The sequence below is a fragment of the Streptomyces sp. CB03238 genome (assembly GCF_002099185.1).
In the GTDB taxonomy this organism is placed as follows: domain Bacteria; phylum Actinomycetota; class Actinomycetes; order Streptomycetales; family Streptomycetaceae; genus Streptomyces.
This window is the reverse complement of sequence record NZ_NBCN01000020.1, coordinates 71,347-92,565: the sequence shown is the minus strand read 5'-3', so window position 1 is coordinate 92,565 and position 21,219 is coordinate 71,347. Positions and strand designations below refer to the sequence as shown.

Sequence of the window (21,219 nt, the reverse complement as noted above, 5' to 3'; positions counted from 1 at the left end):
CGGCGCTCAGGCGCGTTCGGGGGTGAGCCCTGAGTACATCGTGTAGGCGAGATGGGTGATGTAGGCGCGGTGGATGGTGTCCGTCTCCATGCGCAGCGCGGTCGGTGTCTCCACGAGCCGGGCGCCGCAGTCGGTGAGCACGGTCAGCCAGCGCGAGAAGTACGGGGTGTCGCGGACGTCGTGGAAGGACAGGCCGGTCAGCCGGCGGAACCTTTCGAAGACCACGCCCTCCCGGGTCATCAGGGCCCCGCCGACGGGAGCCGTCAGCCGGGAGGGGTCGTCGAGGGAGAACCGGTGGGCGAAGGTGAACCGGTCGGGGTTCTCGAGGTAGTCCTCGTACTTGCGGTTCTCGTTCCACAGCAGGTGGTGGCCGATGATCGACTCGGCACCGCTCCCGAATCCGATCTTGTCCCCGGTCAGGTCGTACTTGTAGTTGCCGTCCTGGTCCTCGTGCGCGGCGTCACGGACCCAGTAGCCGTGGCAGTACTCGTGGTAGCCGGCCGAGCGCAGCCGGTCCATCGCGAACTCGTATGCCCGGGTCATCGCGGTCCGGTTGTGCGCCTCCATCTGACGGCGCGTCAGCTGCATGGCCATCACGGTCTTGGGGGTGGCCCGGTACGGGTAGACCGACACGTGCGGTGGGTCGAGCGGAAGCAGCCGGTCGAACGTCTCCCCCAGCGATGCGAGCGTCTCTCCCGGGAAGCCGGAGATCAGGTCCACGTTGAAGTTGTCGATGCCGCCCGCGCGCAGCAGTTCCACGGCCCGCGTCACGTCGTCGGGGCCATGGACGCGGCCCGACACCCGCAACTGGTAGTCGCTCAGCGACTGCACGCCGACGCTCATGCGGTCGACCCCGGCCTCGCGCAGCGCCGCCACCCTGTCCTCGGTCAGGTCGTTCGGAGTGGTCTCCACGGACCACTGGCGCAGCGTGGACAGGTCGAAGGAGTCCCGGACCGCTTCCGCGAGGCGCGTCAGCTCCCGTGGCGTGAGCCGGGTGGGGGTGCCGCCGCCCCAGTACATGACGTCGGGGCGGTAGCCCAGGCCGGTGAGTAGCGGCCCGTACAGCCGGATCTGCTTGCTCAGCGCGTCGAGGTAGGCACGGCGTTCCTCCTCCTCGAACCGCAGCCGGCGCACCGGGATGTCCACGACCCAGTCGCAGAAGTGGCACTTGGACCGGCAGAAGGGCACGTGGAGGTAGATCGCGAGCGGCCGGTGGGTGTCGTCCTTGACCACGCCGGCCGCCGCGGACAGCAGCTGGGCCGGTCCCATCGGGGTCATCGCGGGCTCCCTTCGTCGGAAGTGGGGCCACCGGGTCCGGACAGCGCCCGGATGCGGTGGATCAGCCGGGTGGTGGAGCGGTCGGCCACGTTCTCGAGAAGGTGCACCCGGCCGCCCAGCCGGGTGACCAGCGACCACTCGGGCAGCGTCTCCGGGGTGTAGTCACTGCCCTTGACGTACACGTCGGGGCGCAGCGCCTCCAAGAGGTCCACGGGGCTGTCCCCGTCGAAGGGAACCACGGCGTCGACGCAGCTCAGCGCGGCGAGGACGCGCAGCCGCTCGTCCAAGGGGGTCAGCGGGCGCTCGGGGCCCTTGAGCCTGCGGACACTGGCGTCGGAGTTGACGCCGACGACGAGCAGGTCGCCGAGTTCCTTGGCACGGCTGAGGTTGGAGACGTGCCCGGCGTGCAGGAGGTCGTAGCAGCCGTTGGTGAAGACCAGGCGGCGTTCGGCCCGGTCGTGGGCGTGCTGCCAGGCGGCGAGTGCGCCCGGGGTGACGACCTTGCTGGTGGCGCCCAGCCTGGCGGCCAGGTCGTCCGCGGTGCACACCGCCGTGTCGGGACGAGCGACGACGGCGGCCGCGGCGGCGGAACCCAGCTCCAGGGCGGGTGCGGTGTCCGCGCCGGTGGCGAGGGCCAGCGTGAGTGCGGCCGCGAACGTGTCGCCGGCGCCCACGGTGCTGCTGACCTGGTTCGAGCGGCTGTAGGTCCGCACGGGCGGCCGGTCGTGCTCGACGGCCACGGCCCCGTCAGCACCCAGCGTGAGGACGGCGATGCGCGCGCCGGAGGCCCGGAGGGCGCGTTCGGCCAGCCGGCGCGGGGCGTCCTGTTCACCGGCCGGCTCCTCGCCCCGCACGGGCGGCAGCCGTGCCGCTTCCTCGCGGTTGGGAGTGACGGCCGTGGGTCGCAGGTCGCGCAGGGCGGCGATGTCCCGGGCGTCGGCGACGAGCGTCTCGGGGCCGACCCGGCGCAGCGCGGCGAGAGCGGCCACCAGGGGGCGGGTGACCATCCCACCGCCGTACTCGGAGATCGCGACGGCGTCGGCGGACATGATCCGCTCGGCCAGGACGGACGTCCACCGGCCGGCGTCGAAGGGGAGGTCCACCGGACCGTCGCCGCTGTCGACGCGCATGAGGAGCTGGCCACGGACGGTATGACGGCGTTTGACGGGCGTGCTGTAGTCGGGCAGCCGCAGCACGCCGTCGACACCCACCCCCGCGTCGCGCAGAAGGGCCACCAGGCGGTCACCCGCGTCGTCGGTGCCGCAGGCTGTCACGATCTCCACCTCGGCGCCGAGGGTGGCGGCGTTGGCGGCCAGGTTCGCGGCGCCGCCGCACCGGTGCACGGTCTTCTCCGCCCGCAGCACCGGCACCGGCGCCTCGCGGGCCAGTCCGTGCGCGGCACAGCGCACGTAGGTGTCCAGGACGGCGTCGCCGATTACCAGCAGGCGCCGGCCGGCGAGGGCCCGGACGAGTTCCAGGAGGTCCACGGTCATGGGCGTTCCGTGTGGAGGACGCGGGCGAGATGGCGGGCCATGCGGACGACGGTGCGGGTCTCCAGGACGCTGCGCACCGACAGCTCCGTGGCGTACTCCTCCTCGACGCGGTGGACGATGCGGATGGCGTGAAGGGAACCGCCGCCGAGGTCGAGGAAGTCGTCGTCGGGTTCGACGTCCCGCCCGAGCACCTCGGCCCAGATGGCGCGCAGTGGTTCGATCAGCCGGTCCTCGTCCGGCGTGGCCGGGCTTCCGGTCACTTCGGGGCCTCCTTGGCGATGACGTAACCGGGGAAGACCAGGTGGGTCAGTCCGGAGTCCAGCAGGGCGTCGAGCGCGTCCTCGGGGGTCTCGACGATGGGGCGGCCCCGGGTGTTCAGGCTGGTGTTGACGACCATCGGCACGCCGGTGCGGTCGGCGAAGCACTGGACGAGCCGGTGGAAGGCGGGATTGTCGGCGCGCTCCACGGTCTGGATGCGGGCGGTGCCGTCGATGTGGACGGCGGCGGGGATGCCGTCGCGGCGGGCGGTGGCGGCGCGCAGCATGAAGGGACTGTCCTTGAGGCCGAACCAGTCGGCGGCGTGCTCGTTCAGCACCGACGGGGCGAACGGACGGAAGCGCTCGCGGTGTTTCACCCGGGTGTTGAGCCGGTCGCGCATCGTCGGATCGCGGGGGTCGGCGACGATGCTCCGGTGCCCCAGGGCCCGTGGGCCGATCTCCGCGGCTCCCTCGAACCAGCCCACCACGGCGCCCCGTTCGACCAGCTCGGCGGCGCGTGCCGCGTGGTCACCGGTGGTCTCGACGTGCAGGGCTCCGGCGCGGGCGCGCAAGGCGTGCTCGACCGCGGTGCGGCCGTAGTCCCGTCGCCCGTACATCAGCTGGGCGTTGGCGTGCTCGCGTCGGGGGTGGCCGAGGACCTCGTGCCAGTACCACAGGGCCCCGCCCAGAGCGGTGCCGTCGTCACCGCAGGCGGGGTGGAGGTGCAGGCCGGTGAACCCGGAGCGGGTGAAGGCCTTCTCGGTGGCGGGGGCGTTCAGGGCGGTGCCGCCGCTGAGGCAGATGGTGGACGCGTAGCCGTTGCGCCGGCACAGCGGTTCGAGCTCCGTGAACAGCCGGTCCACCTGAGCCTCCAGGCCCCGCTGGATGTAGTACGCCAGGCGTGCGTTGAGCGCGCGGCCGTCCGCCTCGACGGTGACCGGGTCGGCGTCGGCCAGCTCGACGAGTTCGGCGAAGGAGGAGACCTCCGTCAGCGGGGCGTCCGCGCCGTCCGGTGGGGCACCGTAGGGGGCCAGGCCCATGACCTTGCCCGCACCGACGATCGCCGAGCCGAAGAGGTGGTGGGCGACATGCGCGTAGCCGTAGTTGGCGTTGAACCAGCGGTCGAAGTCGCGGCGCAGCGGGAACAGCCGGTTGTCGCGGCCGAGGAAGGCCCGGCAGCCGGTGGGGTCGATGGCGACGCTGACACCGGAGGGGAACGGTGAGGTGTAGTACGCCGCGGAGGCGTGCAGCAGGTGGTGGTCGGGGTTGACCGTGCAGGGAATGCGTCGGCCGCGCAGCAGTACGGTGTCGTTGCGCTGATTGACCCAGAACTCCAGCCAGGTGTCCTTCAGATCGCTTCCGTGCAGCGTGGCGACGTCGGGCGAGTCCATGAGGTGGAGGTTGCACAGCAGCACATGGTCGATGTCGTCGATGCGCGCGCCCGCCTGGTCGAGGAGTTCGTCGAGATCCTCCTCGCGCAACCCCGGGTGCTTCTTGAGGCCGGAAAGGCGTTCGGTGGTGACGAACGCCCGTATCTGTCCGTCGGTCAGCAACACGGCGGCGCCGTCGTGGTTGAAGTTGACCGACAGCAGGGTCCGCACGGAACCGTGCGGGAGTGGTCCGGTCATGGCGTTGCTTGCCTCTCGTGTCCGGTGCCGAGCCGGGTGGCCACGGCGGACCACACCGTGGCGACGTCCAGGTCGGCCAGGCAGTGGGGGTATCCGGCGTCCGGTGCGTACGCGGTCGCGCAGCCGCGGTCGCACCGGGTGGCGGCAGGGGCGTGGGCGGAACGGCGCAGGGTGCGGCAGGCGTATTGCAGGGACACGCCGTGGTGCCGGGGATAGATGCGCGACCAGAGGTACTCGGTGTCGGTCGGGCCGTAGAGGACGACCGTGGGCACACGCAGCGCGGCGGCGATGTGCGCCGGCGCCGAGTCGTTGCCGACCAGGAGATGTGCCGAGGCCAGGGTGGTGGCCAGTGCGTCGAGGCCGGCGGGGACGAGGACCTGGAGGCGCTCGCCGGCGGGCGGGCAGGCGTCGCGCAGCTCCACCAGTTCGGCGCGCTCGTCGGCCGAGCCGATCAGCATCACCTGTGCGCCCGCCGCCAGCAGCCTGCCGCACAGGCGGGCGTACCGTTCGGCGGGCCAGCGCCGGTTCCAGTGCGGGGCGCCGCCGGGGTGGACGGCGACCCGGGGTCCGTCTCCGGGCGGGTAGGGGTCGGTGCCCGGGGTGTACGGGAAGGGCGGGACGACGGACGCGGCGCGCAGGGGGGTGGGCAGGCCGAGGGCGGCGGCCAGGCCGGTGGCGTACTCGTACAGGTCGGTACGGCCCAACAACGGCCGTGGCAGGTGGACGGGACGGGTGATGCGGGCGTCGCCCGGTCCGCCGTCGGGCAGGGCGACCCGGTGCGGTATCCCGGCGGCATGGGCGTGGGAGGCGTCCAGGCCGGTGCTGTCGGGATCGACGAGGCACAGGTCGAACTCCCGCTCGCGCAGCAGGCACAGGAAGTGTTCGGGCAGGGCCGGGTCGGCGGGGGGACGGGCCGGGTCGGGGCACGTCAGGATGTCGTCCGCGTAGCCGTGGCGCTCGAGCAGAGTGCGGTGGGCGCGAGCGGTGGACTCGCCCACGACCATGGTGACCGTGGCGTCCGGGTGGGCGTCGCGCAGCAGCTTCAGGAAGATGTTGCGCTGGACGAGGTCCCCCATGCCGGGCGCGTCGAGCCGTGCGAAGACGCACACACGGCGGACCCGCCCGGCCCGCGCCGACCTGGTGTGGCTCATGTGAGGGGCTGTCCCGCGGCAGCCATCCGCTCCAGGCGTCCGCGGCCCTGGAGGGTGGCCAGGTCGATGTCGGCGTGGCAGCGGGCGGACTCGAAGTCGAGGATGAGGTCACCCACGAGGTGGAGGGTCCCCGCGCCCGCGTCGAAGTCGGCGGCGGACGCGTCCGTGGCCTCGGGGTCGACGGTGACGCCGATCTCACTGCCGCCGCGGGTGTCGGTGAACCGCACGAGGACGTAGCCGCGTTCGAGGCTCTCGCGCAGGGCGAGAGCGGTGCGCTCGGGGCGCAGTCCCGGCTCGACCGGGTGGTCGCCGGAGGAGAGCCGGTCCAGGAGGGACGGTTCTTCGGGCTCCTCCTGATCCTCGGCCAGCGGCTCTTCGTCGGTCGGGCGACGGGCCTGCTCCTCCATGAACAGCCGCAGGCTGAGCGGCCGCAGGTCGGTCCACACGGTCTCGATGTGGTCGAGGCAGGAGTCCTTGCAGCCGGTCGTGCCCTCGGCGCGCCATCCGGTGGGGAGTTCCTGGTCAGCGGGCCAGATCGAGTACTGCTCCTCGTGGTTGACCACGACGGCGTACACGCGGTTGTCGTCGTCCTCTTCGCGGGGTGTCATCGGATGTGTCCCTTCGCTGTATGTGGAAGCGCGGGGCGTGCCGCTGCCCCCTGGCGATCCGGTCCGGTGTGATCGTGTGCTCCACGTGACCGCCACAGGTGGGCAAGCGGTTCGTTGGGAGTCTCACCAACTTGGATGATCATGTCCGAGATGGCGCGCAGCATCAAGCCGATCGTGTGCTCGTCCAGTGCCGTCTCGTTGTAGTGCAGGGTCAACGCCACGTCGTCGCGGCCGTGTTCGGTGAGGAAGAGGTCGGCGTTGACCCCGTCCCAGGCGCCACCAACCACCGGCGGTGCGACCGCGAGCAGCTCACTTTCGTCGAACAGCTCGACGGAAAGGCCGAGTTCCGCCAGCGTCCTCTCGTCACGGGTGAGCGAACTGCGTGGCGGGATGCGGCAGAAGTGCACGCGCAGGTCCCATGGAGGCGGTGCGCCGGGGTGGATCGTGCGGTGCAGCCGGCGCAGCTCGTCGTAGGGGACGTGACGGACCATGGTGTCGAGGAGCCCCGCATGGGTGCGGCGCAGGAGGTCGGTGAACGTCATGTCGGCGTGTCCCTCGAGGTCGACGCCGAAGGCGATCTGGTCGGAGAGCGGTCCGACGACTCCTTCGCCACCGTGGGTGTGGCGCAGGTCCGTCCAGGCGGCGAACACGGCGGTCCCGGTGTCCGGCGCCACTGTCACCCGCCAGGCGGCGAGCAGCGCGACGACGGCGAGTTCGGCGCCGCAGCCCGCGGCGGTGGCCCGTTCGGCCAGGCGGTGCCAGGCGGCTCCGGCGACGGGCTGGACCTGTACGGCGGTGCGCCGGCGGGCGGGAGCGGGGGCACCGACCGCGGAGGCCAGGGTGGCCTCGCGCTGCCACTCCGTGAGCCGTCGGGTCCACCAGGCTGTCCTCGCGGGGGTCACCGGACCGAGCGGTGGCGGTTGTGCGGGGCCGGCGTCCGGGCGGTGGCGGCCGAAGTAGGCGCGCAGGACGGCTCCAAGGGTCGCGTAGATCGATCCCAGGTCCGCGGCGAGGAAGTGCCCGGTCATGGCGAGGACCAGTTGGTCGGGCGCGATGCGGACGATGTCGAAGGTGACCGGTGGGTCGTGGCGTGGGTCGCGCGCCGTGGTGGCGGCCTCGCGCAGGGCTCGGGTGCAGTCCGCGCGGTGCGCTTCCCATACGGCGACGGGCACGGGCTCCTCGGCGGTGCTCAGCCGCAGGGTGCCGTCGTCGTCGGACAGGCGGGCTCGCAGCACGGCGTGCTGGTCGACGACGCGGTGCACGGCGTCGACGAGCCCGGGGACGTCGACGCGGCCGGTGAGGAGCAGGGCGCGGCAGCGCACCGGGGTACCGGACGCGGCTTCGTCCAGCAGGGGCCACCAGCGGCTCTGAAGGGGCCAGGGGGCTCCGTCGGGTGCGGGATGGCTCATGGTGTCTCCTCTCCTGACCGGTGGCCCGTGCCCACCGCCTGCCGGTCCAGGGAACCCGCCATGGCCACGGCGACCCGCCGATCGCCCCGGTACGGTTCACGGCCGTGGGCCACGAGCAGGTTGTCCACCAGCAGCACGTCGCCGGCCCGCCACGGGAAGACGGCGGCCTCGGCTGCGTACGCGGCGCGGATGTGGGCGAGGTCGGCGGCGGGGACGGGGCCACCGTCGCCGAAGGTGACGTGGTGGGGCAGCTCGTCCTCACGCGGGTAGCGGTCGAGCAACGCATCGCGCAGTGCGGGGTCCAGGCCGTCGGGGTGGAAGAACGCCGCGTGGTTGAACCAGACGTCCTCCCGCGTACGGGGATGACGAGCCAGGGCCGGCTGTACCTGACGGGTGTGCAGCCCGCCGTCCGGTCGCCAGTGCGCCTCGATGCCGTTGCGGGCGCAGTAGGCACTCACCTCTGCACGGTCGTCGGTGCCGAAGGCGTCCTGCCAGGACAGGCCGACCCCCGGGTGGTGGTTGCGCAGGTAGCACACGCCCCGGCGGGCGAAGCGTTCGACGACGGCCGGGTCGAGGCGCGCCAGCACGCGTCGGCAGTCGGCGAGGGGCGTGGCGCCCCCGGCCCGGGCCGGCAGGGCGCAGTGGAACGCCAGCAGCGCCGGGAAGAACGACTGGTAGGAGTTCTCGTTGTGCAGGGCGATGGCCTGGTCGGCGGGATGGTCGGTGGACGTGTAGACGCCGTCGCCGATCGGGGTGCGGGGGGTGGAGCGTTCCCGGTAGGGCAGCGGGTCCCCGGCCAGGGGGCGCAGCAGGCGGGGCAGGTCGGCCGGGGTCGCGGCGAAGCCCCGCAGGAGGACGGCTCCGTGCCGGTCCAGCAGGGCGCGCAGCCGGTCGGTCTCGTGAGCGGCCCAGGCGGCCGGGTCGACCGTGGCGTCCACGGCCTCCACGAGTACCGGGAGGCCGCGGTCGTCGGGGGCGGGGCCGAGGCGGGCCAGGGCGGTGGGCCGGTCCTCGACCGGACGCCGGGGCACCTGGCCGGGGCCGTTGCGCAGGCTCACGGCGCCTCACCGCCCCCGTCCGGGGCCGGGCCGCCGAGGAGGGTGTGCAGCACCACGTCCCCGGCCGCCAGGTCGAGCGGTCCGGCGAGTGCGTCCGAACGCACTCCCACGACCGGGCACAGACCGATGCCACGCTCACCCGCGACGGTCATCAGGAGCTGGCCGATGGCGCCCGCCTCGTACGCCGTGAACGTCTCGGCGTGTGCCCCGTACAGGGGGGCGATGGCCTCGGGACGCCCGACCAGGTGGAGGGCGAAACCGGCCCGTTCGGCGACCGCGCGATTGGTCTCGTGGTGGTCCTGGGGGTGCAGGGCGTGGACGGGCGTGAGCGGGACGAGACGGTTGCGCACGGGGTGGTGGTAGTAGCAGCCGCCGGGCAGCCCGTCGACGGCACTCGCTTTGATCACGGCGTACACCTGGACGGGATAGGCCCCTCCCGCCGACGGGTAGCCGCGGCGGGGGCCGGAGGAGGTGTCGGTTTCCCTCAGGGCGGCCAGGAGAGCCCCGAAGTCGGCGGCGGGCACGGGCCCCGGGCCGAAATGGCGGACCGTGCGCCGGAGGGCTATGCGGTCGGTGTGCTCGGCGGCCAGCTCGATGCCGTCGGCATCGTCGAGATCGTGCCGCAGGCCGGCCCGCCGGTCCTTGAAGGCCTGGCGGTCCTGCAACCGGCTGAGTACGTCACCATCCGCGGGAGGGCCGGCCGGCCGGGCGCCGGGCGCCGGCGTCCCTGGAGCGTCGCCGGTGTCGGCCGTGCCGTGTCCGCTCACCAGGACGGCGAGTGAGGGGAACTGGAGCAGTTCCGGTACGTCGACGAGGATGCCGAGTTCCTCCTCCACGACGGTGGCGAGGCGCACCAGGTCGACGCTGGTCGCTCCCAGGTCGACAAGGTTCATGTGAGGTTCGATGGGGCTGACGCCGAGGACGCGCGACGCCAGCGGCGCCACCCGTCCGAGGAGGTCGGTGGCCGGAGCCGGGGCAGGCGCGCCGGCCTGCCCGGTGGGCCCGGTCCCGGTGGTGGCCGGCCGGGGCGGCGTCGGGGCGGAACGGGCGAGGGCTGTCCGGTCCACGCGGCCGTCGGGGGTCATCGGGAAGTCGAGGACGAGCTCGACGCGCTCGGGCAGCAGATACGGGGAGACCTTGCGCCGCAGGTGTTCGCGCAGTTCCTCACCCGTGACGGCGGCGCCCTGCACCGGTTTGACGTGTGCCACCGTCCCGGTGCCGGTGGGGCTGACGACGGTCGCCGCGGCGACCGAGGGGTGCCGCCACAGGGGCAGTTCGACGTCGAGCAGGTTCAGCGGACGCTCGTTGAGCCATGCGCGGGCCGCCTGGTCGCCCACGAACTCGATGACACCGTTCGGCAGTGCGCGTCCCAGAAAGCCACTCGGCAACAGGCGTCCGCCCGAGGCGTCCGCGCTCGGGTCGTCGTGGTGCACACGGCCGGTCACCCATGCCGGGCAGGGGCTCAGGGAGTCGGAGAGGACGTGCGCGGAGCGGTGGGCAAGCGGTCCGCCCAAGGGCACCCATCCCCAGTCGTCGTCGAGGTCCGCGACCGGCATGCAGGTGGCCCAGATGCCGGGGTCCGCCCCCTCTCCCAAGTAGAGCACCCGGCCGTCCGGCCCGGCCAGGGCGCCCAGCCGCTCGGCCGTCGCCCGGGGCAGCGGTTCGCCGCTGACCGCGTAGAGGCGAGGCGGCTCGGGCAGGGCGTCACCGGCCGCCTCGGCGTAGTCGAGGAAGATACGGGTGAGAGTGGGCGTGGCGGACCAGGCCGTCACCGCGTGACGGGCGGCGAGCGCGATCCAGGCGGTCGGGTTGCGCAGGTCGATGTCGTCCGGCAGGACGATGGCACCGCCGGCCGTAAGCGGCCCCAGGATGTCGTACAGGGCGCGTTCGCTGTCCAGGGGGGTTACGGCGAGAAGCCGGTCCGCGGCAGTGAGGCCGAGACGCCGGTTGACGTCCTCGACGGTGCGGGCGACAGCTCGCGCCGACAGCTTCAGCGGTTCGGCGCCGCTTTCCGGCGAGCCGATCAGGGCGAGGGTGTCGCCCTGGGCGCACGGAGGCTCGGCGGGCCCGGTCGCGTCGGTGCCGTCCGCGCCGTCCACCGTCAGGACGGTGACGTCGGCCTGCCAGTCCAGTCGTTCACGCAGCCACGGCTGGGTGACGACGATGTCCGCTCCGGCGGCGGCGAGGCGCTGCCAGCGGGCGGCCCGGTTCAGCTCCGGGGGCACGGGTACGTAGGCCGCCCCTGTCCACATGACGGCGACAGCGCCCACGACGTGCTCCCAGCCCGGTTCCGCACACACGGCGACCCGGCTGCCCGGGCCGGCACCCGCGCTCCTGATGCGTCGTGCCATGCCGGTGACGCGGGAGGCCAGCTCCTGGTGCGTGAGGGTGGCGCGGGAGCTGATCAGGGCGGGCCGGCCCGCATGCCGGAGCGCCCCTGCGTGGACGAGGGCGGTGACCGGACGAGCCGGAGCGGCGGCGCCCGCCGCGGCCCGGCCCGCCGGGGGAATCTCGTCCTGGTTATGCGTCGTGCTGGACATCCGTGTCCGTTCCCCATTCGTCGTCGTCTGTCGCCAGCCGTCGCATCTGCTCGTCGAAGGCGTGGAACACGGCCGCGACGAGGCCGTCCGGAAAGACCTGGACCACGTAGTCCCAGGTGCAGGTGAGCGTTCCGGCGCGCTCACTGATCTGGTGGTCGAGGAGCACCTGGGGCGTCTGGCTGACCGCGTATACAGTCTCGCTGCGCCACGGGACGGGCTCCTCCTCGTCCGTCATCAGCTCCGGCATCAGCATGCTGGTGAAGACGACGGGCATCATGCTGTCGTGCCGGCGCAGGGGGTCGTCGCGCAGCATGCGCAGCACCTCCACGCCACTGACGGCGCGATGCTCCAGCCGTTCCCAGAGCCGTCGTTGCAGGTCCTGGGCGCGTGCCTGGAAGCGGGGCAGGGCGGGGCCGACCGCGAGCAGGGTCAGCGTGGTGAAATCGCCGATCACCTGGTCGATGTCCGGGTGCACCCGCTCCCGGTTGAAGGTGGTCAGGTTGACGGTGAAGCCGTCCTCCCGGCCGCTGAAGGTGCGTAGTACGTCGCAGAAGGCGGTGCACACCAGTGCCGAGGGGGTGATGCCCGCCGCGGCAGCCCGGCGGACGAGCAGTCCCCACACCTCCGGTGCGAAGGACGTGGTCAACCGCTCGAAACGGGGCCGGTCCACCGAGCGCGGGTGGACGCGCTGTGGCAGCTCGGGTGCCGGAGGCAGCCGGCGGACCTCGCCGCGCCAGTAGTCCAGTGCGCGGGCCCGCTCCGGCGAGGTGCGGGCCCGCTCGACGGCCAGGACGTAGTCGCGATAGGTCACGCCGAGTGCGGGTAGCTCCCGCCGCGGCTCCTGGTAGAGGGTGAGGAGTTCGGCGGTGAGGACGTGCACGCTGTGCGCGTCGGCGATGAGCAGGTCGAGACTGACGAACAGCCGGGTGCGGCGATCGTCGAGGCGGTGGGCGCGCAGGGCGAACAGCGGCCACTGGTCGGCGGGGGTGACGCGGTGCGACAGCTCTGCGCGGGTGCGGGCGTGCAGTTCCTCGACGTCCTCGGCACTGCGCCTGCGCAGGTCGAGATGGTCGACGGTGAAGTCGGGGACTGCTTCCAGGACCCGTTGCCGGCCGGAGGGCAGGATCACCGTCCGCAGCGACTCGTGCCGGGCCACCAGGCGGCGCACCGTGTGCTCGAGCCGGGCGACGTCGAGGTCCTCGACATCGAGTTCGGCGTACGTGTGGGTGGCGACGCTGCCGAGTTCGGCCGAGGCCAGGCGCCCCAGCCAGTAGGCCTGTTGGACGTCCGTGAGCGGGAACGGCTCGTGGCGGCCGGCCGGATCGGGGCGCAGGGGGAGGGCCGGGCGGGGCGGAACCGCGGTGGGTGGGGCGGCCCCGGCCGCGGACGCGAGCCGTTCGGCGATCGCCGCCACGGTGGGCGCCCGGTAGAGGTCGAGCAGGGTGAACCAGGTGCCGAACTCGGACTGGATCCGGTTCGTCAGACGCATGGCGCCCAGGGAGGTGCCGCCGAGGAGGAAGAAGTCGTCGCCCGGAGCGACGTCGTCCACGCGCAGCACGTCGGCCCAGATCGCGGTGACACGCTGCTCCCACTCCCCCGAGGGGCGCCCGGAGCGGCTGGGGGCCGGAGCGGCCGCCAGGTCGCGCAGCCGTCCCCGGTCGACCTTCCCGTTGGACGTGAGGGGGAACTGTTCGAGGGGGATCAGACGTGGCGGCACGGCGTAGCCGGGCAGTACCTCGGTGAGCCGGTCGCGCACCGCGTCGGGATCCGGGGCGGAGCCCTGGTCGTGGAGGTAGTAGCCGACCAGCCGGCGTTCCCGGTCGGCCGTGCCGGGAGCTACCACGACGGCGGCGCGGACGCCGGGGACCTGGGTGAGGGCCGCCTCGATCTCGCCGAGTTCGATCCGGTGCCCGGCTATCTTGACCTGGGAGTCCTCGCGGCCGAGGAACTCCAGCAGGCCCCCGGGCAGGAACCGCACGACGTCGCCCGTGCGGTAGCGGCGTTCGACGGTGCCGGACCCGGTGGGACGGGTGGGGAACTTCTCCGCCGTGCGCTCCGGGTCGCGCCAGTAACCGAGGGCGACGCCCCGGCCGCCTATGTGCAGTTCGCCGGGGACCCAGTCGGGGCGCGGCCTGCCCAGCTCGTCGACGACGTGCACCGTCTGGTTGTCCATGGGCAGGCCGTAGGGGACGCTGCGCCAGGACGGGTCGACGTGTTCCACCGGGTACCAGACGGACCAGATCGACGCCTCCGTCGCGCCGCCCATACCGATGAAGCGGCAGTCGGGGGCGACCGCGCGGAGGCGGTCGGGGAGGTCCAGCGGGATCCAGTCGCCGCTGAGCATCGCCAGGCGCAGGCCGGCCGGGGCGGTGCGCGCGGGACCGTCGGCGTACTCCGCGTACTCGACGAGGAGACCGGCGAGGGCCGGCACGGAGTTCCAGACGGTCACGTCGTGGCGCCGCATCAGGTCGGCCCAGTGAGCGGGGCTGGTGCGGCGGTCGTGTTCGGGCAGTACGACCGCGGCGCCCGCGGCCCAGGTTCCGAACAGGTCGTACACACCGAGGTCGAAGTGGAGGGAGGAGACGGCGAGAACGCGGTCGGCGGGACCGACGGAAAAGCGGCGGTTGACGGCGACGATCGTGTTGACGGCGCCGGCGTGGTCGATGACGACGCCCTTGGGGTCACCGGTGGAGCCCGAGGTGTAGATGACGTAGGCCAGATCGCCGGGGGCGCTGGGCGCGTCCGGCCTGACCCCGGTGTGCCCGGTGGAGGTCAGGCAGTCCTCCACGGTGATCAGGCGGGCCTGACCGGTGTCGGTGAACGCTGCTCGTCCCGCGCGTTCGACGAGGACGTGCCGAACACCGCTGCTGTCGATCAGACGCCGTACCCGCGTGGCGTGCTGGCCGGGATCGAGGGGCAGGAACGCAGCTCCGTTCTGGAGCACGCCAAGGGCGGCCACGGCCTGCTGCCAGCCCTTGCGGGCGGCCACCGCCACCAGGTCGCCGGGGCGCACGCCCCGCTGGTGGAGGGTCCGGGCCACGGCGAGGGAGGCGTCGACGAGTTCCCGGTAGGTCAGCCGCACCGTGTCGGTGATCACCGCCGGGTCGTCGGGGCGGACGCGGGCCGTTTCGTTCACCAGGTCGTGCAGGCAGACGTCGGGCACCGGCGCGCCGGTGCGGTTGACGGCGGCCCGGCAGGCGGTCTGCCCGGCCGGCATCCGCGGTTCCGGGGGAAAGTCCCAGTCGGCCTGGCCGGTGCCGGCCAGCAGGTGCAGGAGGTCCGTGTAGGCGGCGAACGCGTCATCCAGGAGTCCCGCTGGGAAGAGGGCGTCGACAGCGTCCCAGTTGTACTCCAGCGCACCTTCCACCTCGGCGACCTGATGGTCGAGGGCCACCTGTGGTGTCTGGCTGACCGCGTACACGACCGGTCCGAAGGGCGAGTCGGGGCCGGGCGCCGCCCGCTCGGGGCGGGGTCGGGAGTCCACCAGGTTGGAGGTGAAGACGACGGGGGTGACGGCCCTGGGCGCCTCGCCTCGTGCCCTGAGCCACTCGCGCATGACGGTGACCCCGCTGACCCGGGCGTGGTCGAGGTCCTCCCACAGGCGCCGCTGCACGCTGCGGGCGCGCTCGGCGAAGGTGCCCGGGCCCCGGTGATCGACCTCCAGGGGGATCAGGGAGGTGAAGTCACCCACGACCGCGTCCACGTCAGGGTGGTCGACGAGCCGGTCGAAGAGGGTGAGCATCAGGGTGTAGTGCGGCCGACGGCTCCAGAGGGTGACCGTTTCGGCGAAGGCCGCGAGGAGGACGCCCGAGGGGGTCAGTCCGTGCTGGAGGGCGCGCTGCTTCAGCCTGGCCCAGTGCGCGGGTTCCAGGCGTGCGGCGCGGCGCTTGAACTCGGGCCGGTCCAGGGTCTCGGGGGCACGGGCGAAGGGCATTTCCGGCCCGGGCGGCAGCTCGGCGAGCCGCTCGCGCCAGTAGTTCGTGGCCCGCTGGTGTTCCGTGCCGCTCTGTTCCGCGAGGCGGGCGAGAACGCAGTCGCGGAAGGTGAGTTCGAGCGGCGCGAGCGGGGTACGGGGGTCGCGGTAGGCGTCGGCCAGATCGGCGAGTACGAGGCCGAAACTGTGCGCGTCGCACACGAGGGAGTCGACGCCGATGTGGAGGAGGGTCGTCGCGCCGGGCAGCAGGGAGGCCCGTACGTCGAACAGGGGCCATCGGTCGGCGGACATCACCTGGTGGGACATGGCCGTCCGGGTGGTGCGCAACGCCTGCTCGACCTCGGCCTTGGTGCGGTCGCGCAGGTCCTGGGTGGCGACCGCGTAGGCCGGCACTTCAGGCAGGACCCGCTGGGTACCGTCGTCGTCGATCACGGCGCGGAGCATGGGGTGGCGGTCGATGACCCGGTGCAGCGCGCGGGTGAAGCGTGGCAGGTCCATGGCTTGCGTCTCGATCTCCACATAGCCGTGGGTGGAGACGTTGCCGAGTTCCATCCCGGCCGAGCGGCCGATGTAGTAGGCCTGTTGGACCTCGGTGAGCGGGAAGGGCGCGTGCCGCTCGGCGAGGTCCGTGGCCACTCGTGTGGCCTGCGAGCGCGCTGTTGGGGCCACTCTGGCTGCACCGTCGATGCGCTGGGCGAGAGCGCGCGGGGTGGGCCCCTCGATGACGTCGCGCAGCGCGATGCGTGCCCCGGTGCGCGCCCGCAGCCGGTGGACGGCGCGTACGGCGAGGACGGAGTGGCCACCCAGGTGGAAGAAGTCGTCGTCGGGCCCCACCGGGCCGTCGGCGTCGGGCAGCAGGGCGGCGAAGACCTCGCACACCAGCTGTACGGCGGGCGACGGTGGCACGGCCGTCTCGTGCGGGGGCGCCGCCTGCGACCGGGCGGGGCCTGCCGTGGCGGCGCTGTGCGGGCCGGGGCCGTCGGCGGTGAGCGCCGCGCGGTCGAGCTTGCCACTGGGGGTACGGGGCAGGGCGCGGGCGGCGCTCAGCCGGGACGGGATTTCGTGCGCGGGCAGCCGGCGCGCCAGTGCCCGGCGCACGGCGGCGGTGTCCAGGGGGGCGTCGGTGACCACCAGGGCGGCGAGGGTGACCGTCCCGTCGGTGTCCGGGGCGGGGTGAACGGCGGCGTCCCGGATGCCGGGCAGGGCGCACAGGGCCCGCTCCACGGCGGCTGGTTCGACCTGCATGCTGCGGATCTTCAGCCGGTCGTCGGAGCGGCCGAGGTGTTCCAGGGTCCCGTCGGGGCGGCGGCGGCCGAGGTCGCCGCTGCGGAAGGTCCGGGCGCCGGGCGGTCCGGCCGGGTCGGGCACGAAGCGTTCGGCGGTGGCGGCGGGCCGCCCGTGGTAGCCGCGTGCGAGCCCGGCTCCACCTACGAGCAGTTCGCCCTGAGCGAGGGTGTCGACCGGCCGCCCGGTGGCGGGATGCGCGACGGTCACCCGGACGCCGTCGAGCGGTGTACCGATCGGCACGATCGCGTAGGGGGTGCCGGGGGCGAGTTCCGCGGCGGTGGCGTCGGCGGCGACCTCCGCGCTGCCGTAGAGGTTGAACAACCGTGTGCCGCTCAGGGTTTCGGCGAAGCGGCGTGGCAGGCCGGGGCCGGGTGCCTCACCGCTGGTGACGCAGAGGCGCAGGGAGGCCAGCCGGGTCGCCAGGTCGGGCACGGTGGCCAGGAGGGGCTCCAGCAGCGAAGGCACGGTCAGTAGCCGGGTGACCCCACGGATGGCCACGTGGTCGGCGAGGGCGGTGGGGTCGGCTCCGTCGTACGGCCCGACGATGTCCAGGCGGGCACCGTTCAGGAGGGGCGCGAAGGTCTCGGCGACGGAATCCACGAAGCCCACGGGCGCCCGGACGGCGCAGGTGTCGTCGGTGGCGTACGGCGTGTTACGGGCCGCCCAGCGGCAGCGGTTGACCAGCGCGGAGTGCAGTCCGACGACGCCTTTCGGGTCACCGGTGGAGCCGGAGGTGTGGATCACGTACGCGGCGTGCGCGGGGTGGGCGGGCACCGGCAGGTCGTCGGCCCGGAGCCGGTCGAGCTCGCCCCGGTGGGCGTCGAGCAGCACCGTCGGCACGGGCGGGGTCGGCCCTTCCCAGCCGGCGGCGAGCGCCTCGGTGGTGATCAGGCACGACGGACGGACGTCTCGCACGAGTGCGGCGATGCGCCGTGGTGGGAAGCCGGGGTCCAGGGGGACGAACGCGGCCCCCGCCTTGAGGACGGCGAGCATGGCGACGATGTTCTCGGCGGAGCGGCCAAGCCGCAGCGCCACGCGGTCCTCGGCTCCGACGCGGTGCCGTACCAGCAACCGGGCCAGGCGGTTGGCCTCCGCGTTCAGCCCGCGGTACGTCAGGTGTCGGGTGCCGTCCACCACGGCCACGGCGTCCGGGGTCTCGGCGGCCCGTCGCTCGAAGACCCGGTGCACCACCGCGGTGAGGTCTTCCGCGGCAGGGTCTTGGGCCGCCCGGGTCGGGCGGTGCGTGGCCGCTTCCGGCGTGTCCGGGGCGTCGGCGAGGGCGTCCAGGGCGGTCAGGAGCTGATCGCCGAGGGCGCGGGCGGTGGCGCGGTCGAAGAGGTCGCGGTCGTACTGGAGGGCGACCTGCCAGAAGTCGCCGTGGTCACGGATCTCCACGGTCAGGTCGAACTCGGCACCGCCGAGGGGGATGTCGATCGGCTCGGCCCGCAGGCCCGGCAGGTCGAGGGTGCCGACGTGCTGCTGGCCGACGCACAGGACGTTCACCGGCCGGGTGAACGCGGTGCGCTCGCCGGCCCGGCGCAGTTCCTCCAGCAGCACCTCGAAGGGCAGGTCCTGGTGGGCGAGGACGTCCAGGGTCTCGTCGCGCACGGCGCGCAGCAGCCGGCGCGGGGTCGGGTGGTTCCCGGTGTCCAGTCGCAAGGGCAGGACGTTGGCGAAGTATCCGACGAGGCCGGTCAGCTCGGGTCTGGTGCGCCCGGCGACGAGGGTGCCCACGACGAGGTCGCGCTGTCCGGTGACGGCGGCCAGCGCTGTGAGCAACGCCGTGGTGGTGACCATGAAGGGGGTGGCGCTCTCCCGCGCGGCGACGGCCCGCAACGCGTGGAGGCGCGCCCCGGTGACCGTCCACACCTCGGTTGCGCCGCCGGCCTCCGGGGCCCCCGGCCGGGCGCGGTCCCAGGGAAGCCGGGGCACGGCGTGTCCGGCGATGCGAGGACGCCAGAAGTCCAGCAGCCGTTCCCGTTCGGCGCCGGTGTGCCGTGCGCGCTGCCAGATGGCGTAGTCGGCGTACTGGACGGGGGGTTCTGGCAGCGCGCAGGGCCGACCGGCCAGGGCCTCGCGGTAGTGCGCGGCGAACTCCTGGGTGAGCAGGCCCAGGGACCAGCCGTCGGTGACGGCGTGGTGCGCGGCGAGGAGCAGGACGTGCTCGTGCGGGGCGAGCCGGAACAGGACGGGCCGCAGGAGTGGTCCGGCGGCGAGGTCGTAGGGACGCAAGGAGGCCGTGCGCAGGGCGTCGGCGAGGAGTGTCTCCCGCAGTGCGGCGGGCTGGGTGGCGGCCAGGTCGACCAGGGGCAGGTCCTGGGGCGAGGCGGGCCACACCACCTGGCTTCCTTCGGTGTCGAAGACGGTGCGCAGCACCTCGTGGCGGCGCACGAGGTGATCGAAGGCGGTGCGCAGGGCCGCGTGGTTGAGCGCACCGCGCAACCGGACGGCGGCACCGTAGCGGTAGGCGTCCTGGCCGAGTTCGGAGAGCACCCACATCCGCTCCTGGCCGTAGGAGGGAGGGGCGGGCAGGGCGGGATCGGGGCGGCGCGCGATGCCGGTGTGACGCTCGCCCTCCCGTTGCCGCAACAGGTCCTCCAGCAGGGCTCGCCGTTCCGGGGAGAGCGCCGCGATGCGCGTGCGGAGGTCGTCGGCGGTCGTGCCGTCAGACACGGGCGCTCCTTCCGTGGGCGGCGAGCCCGGCCTGCCGGAAGACCTCCGTGAGGAGGATCGTCCCGGCGATCATCTGGAGGATCGGGTCGTGGGCCGCGCGCCGGGCGGCGGGCAGGGCACGGAGCCGGTCGAGCCACGCCAGGACGGCGCGGCGGTCGAAGAAGGGGCTGTCGTCGAGTGCGGGGCGGTCGAGTACGTCGCACAGAGCGGCGAACGCCACTTCGTCGGCTGCCGCGGGGGGTGCGAAGAAGCCCCGTTTGGAGCCGTCGCGGACCTCGGCGGGCAGCCGCCTGCCGACCGTGGCGCGCAGCAGGTGCTTGGGGCGGCCGTCGTGCGCGTACCACTGCGGCGGCGTGCGCCGGACCACGTCGAAGAAATCCTCGTCGAAGAAGGGCAGTCGGACCTCGATGCCCTGCGCCGCGTCGAGCCGCTCGGCGGTCAGGATGTAGTTGGCGAGCCGGCTGCGCGCGAACAGGTGCAGCGACTGGTGGAACGGTGTCCTGCCGGCGAGCCGCTCTCCAACGTCGGCCAGCAGAGCCGTGGCGCTGTCGCGTTCGCGGAACAGCCGGGTGAACTCCGGAGTGAGCAGGGGGGCGATCGGCCGCGCCACGGTGGCGTGCCGCTCGACGATCCAGGCGGGGACGAAGCCGAGGCCGGTCACGAGGGTGCGCAGGTGGTGGGGCACGTCGGCGGTGGCCGTCAGCTTCGCGTATGCGGAGCGGGTTCGCGCGAGCTGCGCCGGGTCCAGCGTCAGCGCCAGGTCCTTGGCGAACTGTGGGTACCCGGCCAGGACTTCGTCACCGCCCTCCCCCGCCAGCGCGACCCTGTGACCGGACGCGGCGATGGCACCGGCGTGGGCGAACCGCGCCACCCCGTGCGCGTTCTCCTGCACCATCTCGCCGGCGTGCAGCGTGTCCACCAGCGCGGTGATGTGGTCGTCGGCCGAGTGGTGGACGACATGGTGACGTACGCCCATGTGGTCGGCGGTGCGGCGGGCGAGGGCGCTCTCGTCGAGGGCCGAACCGTCGAACGCCACCGTGAAGGCCGTGACGTCCCGGCCGCGGGCCGCCAGCGCGAGGACCGAGGAGGAGTCCAGTCCCCCGCTGAGGTGGCAGGCCAGGGGCCCGTCGACGTCGGTGCGGCGGTGTACGGCCCGGGAGAGGGCGGCCTCCACCTCCTCCAGGTGCGCGGGGCGCTCCTCTTCCGGGACGCCCGGGAACTCGTCCGCGCGGGGGTAGTCGATGTCCCAGTACCGGTGCACGCGTACCCCGCCCGCGTCGGCACGCAGCAGACAGCCGGGGGGTATCTGGCGTACGGCTCGTACGGGAGTCGCGTCCGGGCCCATGGCCAGGTGCAGGTGGTCGGCGAAGGCCGCCGTGTCCCACTCGGGGGACACACCGAGAGCCAGGAGCGCCTTGATCTCGGAGGCGATCAGCAGCCTGCGGCCGAGGCGTGCGTGGTACAGCGGCTTGACCCCGAACCGGTCGCGTACGGCGGTCAGCCGGCCGCGCCGTTCGTCCCAGACGACGAAGGCGAACTCGCCGCGCAGTTCGTTCAGGGCGCGTTCACCGTGCGCGTGGAAGAGGTGCAGGGCGACCTCGGAATCGCTGCCGCTGCGCACCGGTACGCCCAGACGGCGCAAGCGGTCACGCAGCTCGCGGTGTCCGTAGAACTCGCCGTTGGCCACCAGCCACTGCTCGCCGTCGGGTGTGCCCATGGGCTGTGCCCCGCCGTCGGGGTCGTTGACCGCCAGGCGGGTGTGCCCCAGGACGGCACGGCCGGTCGGGGACGCCCAGACGCCTTCACCGTCCGGTCCCCTCGGGCGCAGCACCCGCAGTGCGGGAGCCACGGAGTCCGGGCCGAGGGAACCGTCCGGGTCGACCGCGACGACTATTCCGCACAC

11 protein-coding genes are annotated in these 21,219 nt (G+C 73.3%); all 11 read right to left on the bottom strand.

Annotation, left to right across the window (positions count from 1 at the left end; translation table 11 throughout):
- Positions 1-6: 6 nt before the first annotated feature.
- Genes BKD26_RS40940 through asnB form a run of 11 tightly spaced genes read right to left on the bottom strand, consistent with a single transcriptional unit; the run spans position 7 to position 21,219 of the window.
- Positions 7-1,278 (bottom strand): coproporphyrinogen-III oxidase family protein, encoded by a 1,272-nt coding sequence (locus BKD26_RS40940; protein WP_084904528.1) that lies wholly within the window; start codon positions 1,276-1,278, stop codon positions 7-9.
- On the bottom strand, positions 1,275-2,771 hold the full coding sequence (rfaE2, locus tag BKD26_RS29685; protein ID WP_084904525.1) for a D-glycero-beta-D-manno-heptose 1-phosphate adenylyltransferase: 1,497 nt from the start codon (positions 2,769-2,771) through the stop codon (positions 1,275-1,277). The genes BKD26_RS40940 and rfaE2 overlap by 4 nt, the downstream gene beginning before the upstream one ends.
- Positions 2,768-3,031, bottom strand: a complete 264-nt coding sequence (locus BKD26_RS29680) for an acyl carrier protein (protein ID WP_084904522.1) — start codon at positions 3,029-3,031, stop codon at positions 2,768-2,770. Before BKD26_RS29680 ends, rfaE2 begins: the two co-directional genes overlap by 4 nt.
- The gene (locus tag BKD26_RS29675; RefSeq protein ID WP_084904519.1) at positions 3,028-4,656 is read right to left on the bottom strand and encodes a carbamoyltransferase C-terminal domain-containing protein; all 1,629 of its coding nucleotides are present in this window, start codon (positions 4,654-4,656) and stop codon (positions 3,028-3,030) included. Before BKD26_RS29675 ends, BKD26_RS29680 begins: the two co-directional genes overlap by 4 nt.
- Positions 4,653-5,807: a glycosyltransferase family 9 protein gene (locus BKD26_RS29670; protein WP_084904516.1), complete on the bottom strand. Its 1,155-nt coding sequence runs from the start codon at positions 5,805-5,807 to the stop codon at positions 4,653-4,655. Before BKD26_RS29670 ends, BKD26_RS29675 begins: the two co-directional genes overlap by 4 nt.
- Positions 5,804-6,415, bottom strand: coding sequence for an MbtH family NRPS accessory protein (locus BKD26_RS42130; RefSeq protein WP_084904513.1), 612 nt, complete (start codon positions 6,413-6,415; stop codon positions 5,804-5,806). Before BKD26_RS42130 ends, BKD26_RS29670 begins: the two co-directional genes overlap by 4 nt.
- Complete coding sequence (locus tag BKD26_RS29660; protein WP_084904510.1) at positions 6,412-7,824, bottom strand: hypothetical protein; 1,413 nt, start codon at positions 7,822-7,824, stop codon at positions 6,412-6,414. Before BKD26_RS29660 ends, BKD26_RS42130 begins: the two co-directional genes overlap by 4 nt.
- A complete protein-coding gene (locus BKD26_RS29655) occupies positions 7,821-8,882 on the bottom strand; it encodes a TauD/TfdA family dioxygenase (RefSeq protein ID WP_241518904.1) in 1,062 nt (353 codons plus the stop codon). Before BKD26_RS29655 ends, BKD26_RS29660 begins: the two co-directional genes overlap by 4 nt.
- Positions 8,879-11,422 (bottom strand): AMP-binding protein, encoded by a 2,544-nt coding sequence (locus BKD26_RS29650; protein WP_084904507.1) that lies wholly within the window; start codon positions 11,420-11,422, stop codon positions 8,879-8,881. The genes BKD26_RS29655 and BKD26_RS29650 overlap by 4 nt, the downstream gene beginning before the upstream one ends.
- Positions 11,403-19,316, bottom strand: coding sequence for a non-ribosomal peptide synthetase (locus BKD26_RS29645; protein ID WP_084904506.1), 7,914 nt, complete (start codon positions 19,314-19,316; stop codon positions 11,403-11,405). Before BKD26_RS29645 ends, BKD26_RS29650 begins: the two co-directional genes overlap by 20 nt.
- Positions 19,309-21,219, bottom strand: coding sequence for an asparagine synthase (glutamine-hydrolyzing) (gene asnB, locus BKD26_RS29640; RefSeq protein WP_084904503.1), 1,911 nt, complete (start codon positions 21,217-21,219; stop codon positions 19,309-19,311). The genes BKD26_RS29645 and asnB overlap by 8 nt, the downstream gene beginning before the upstream one ends.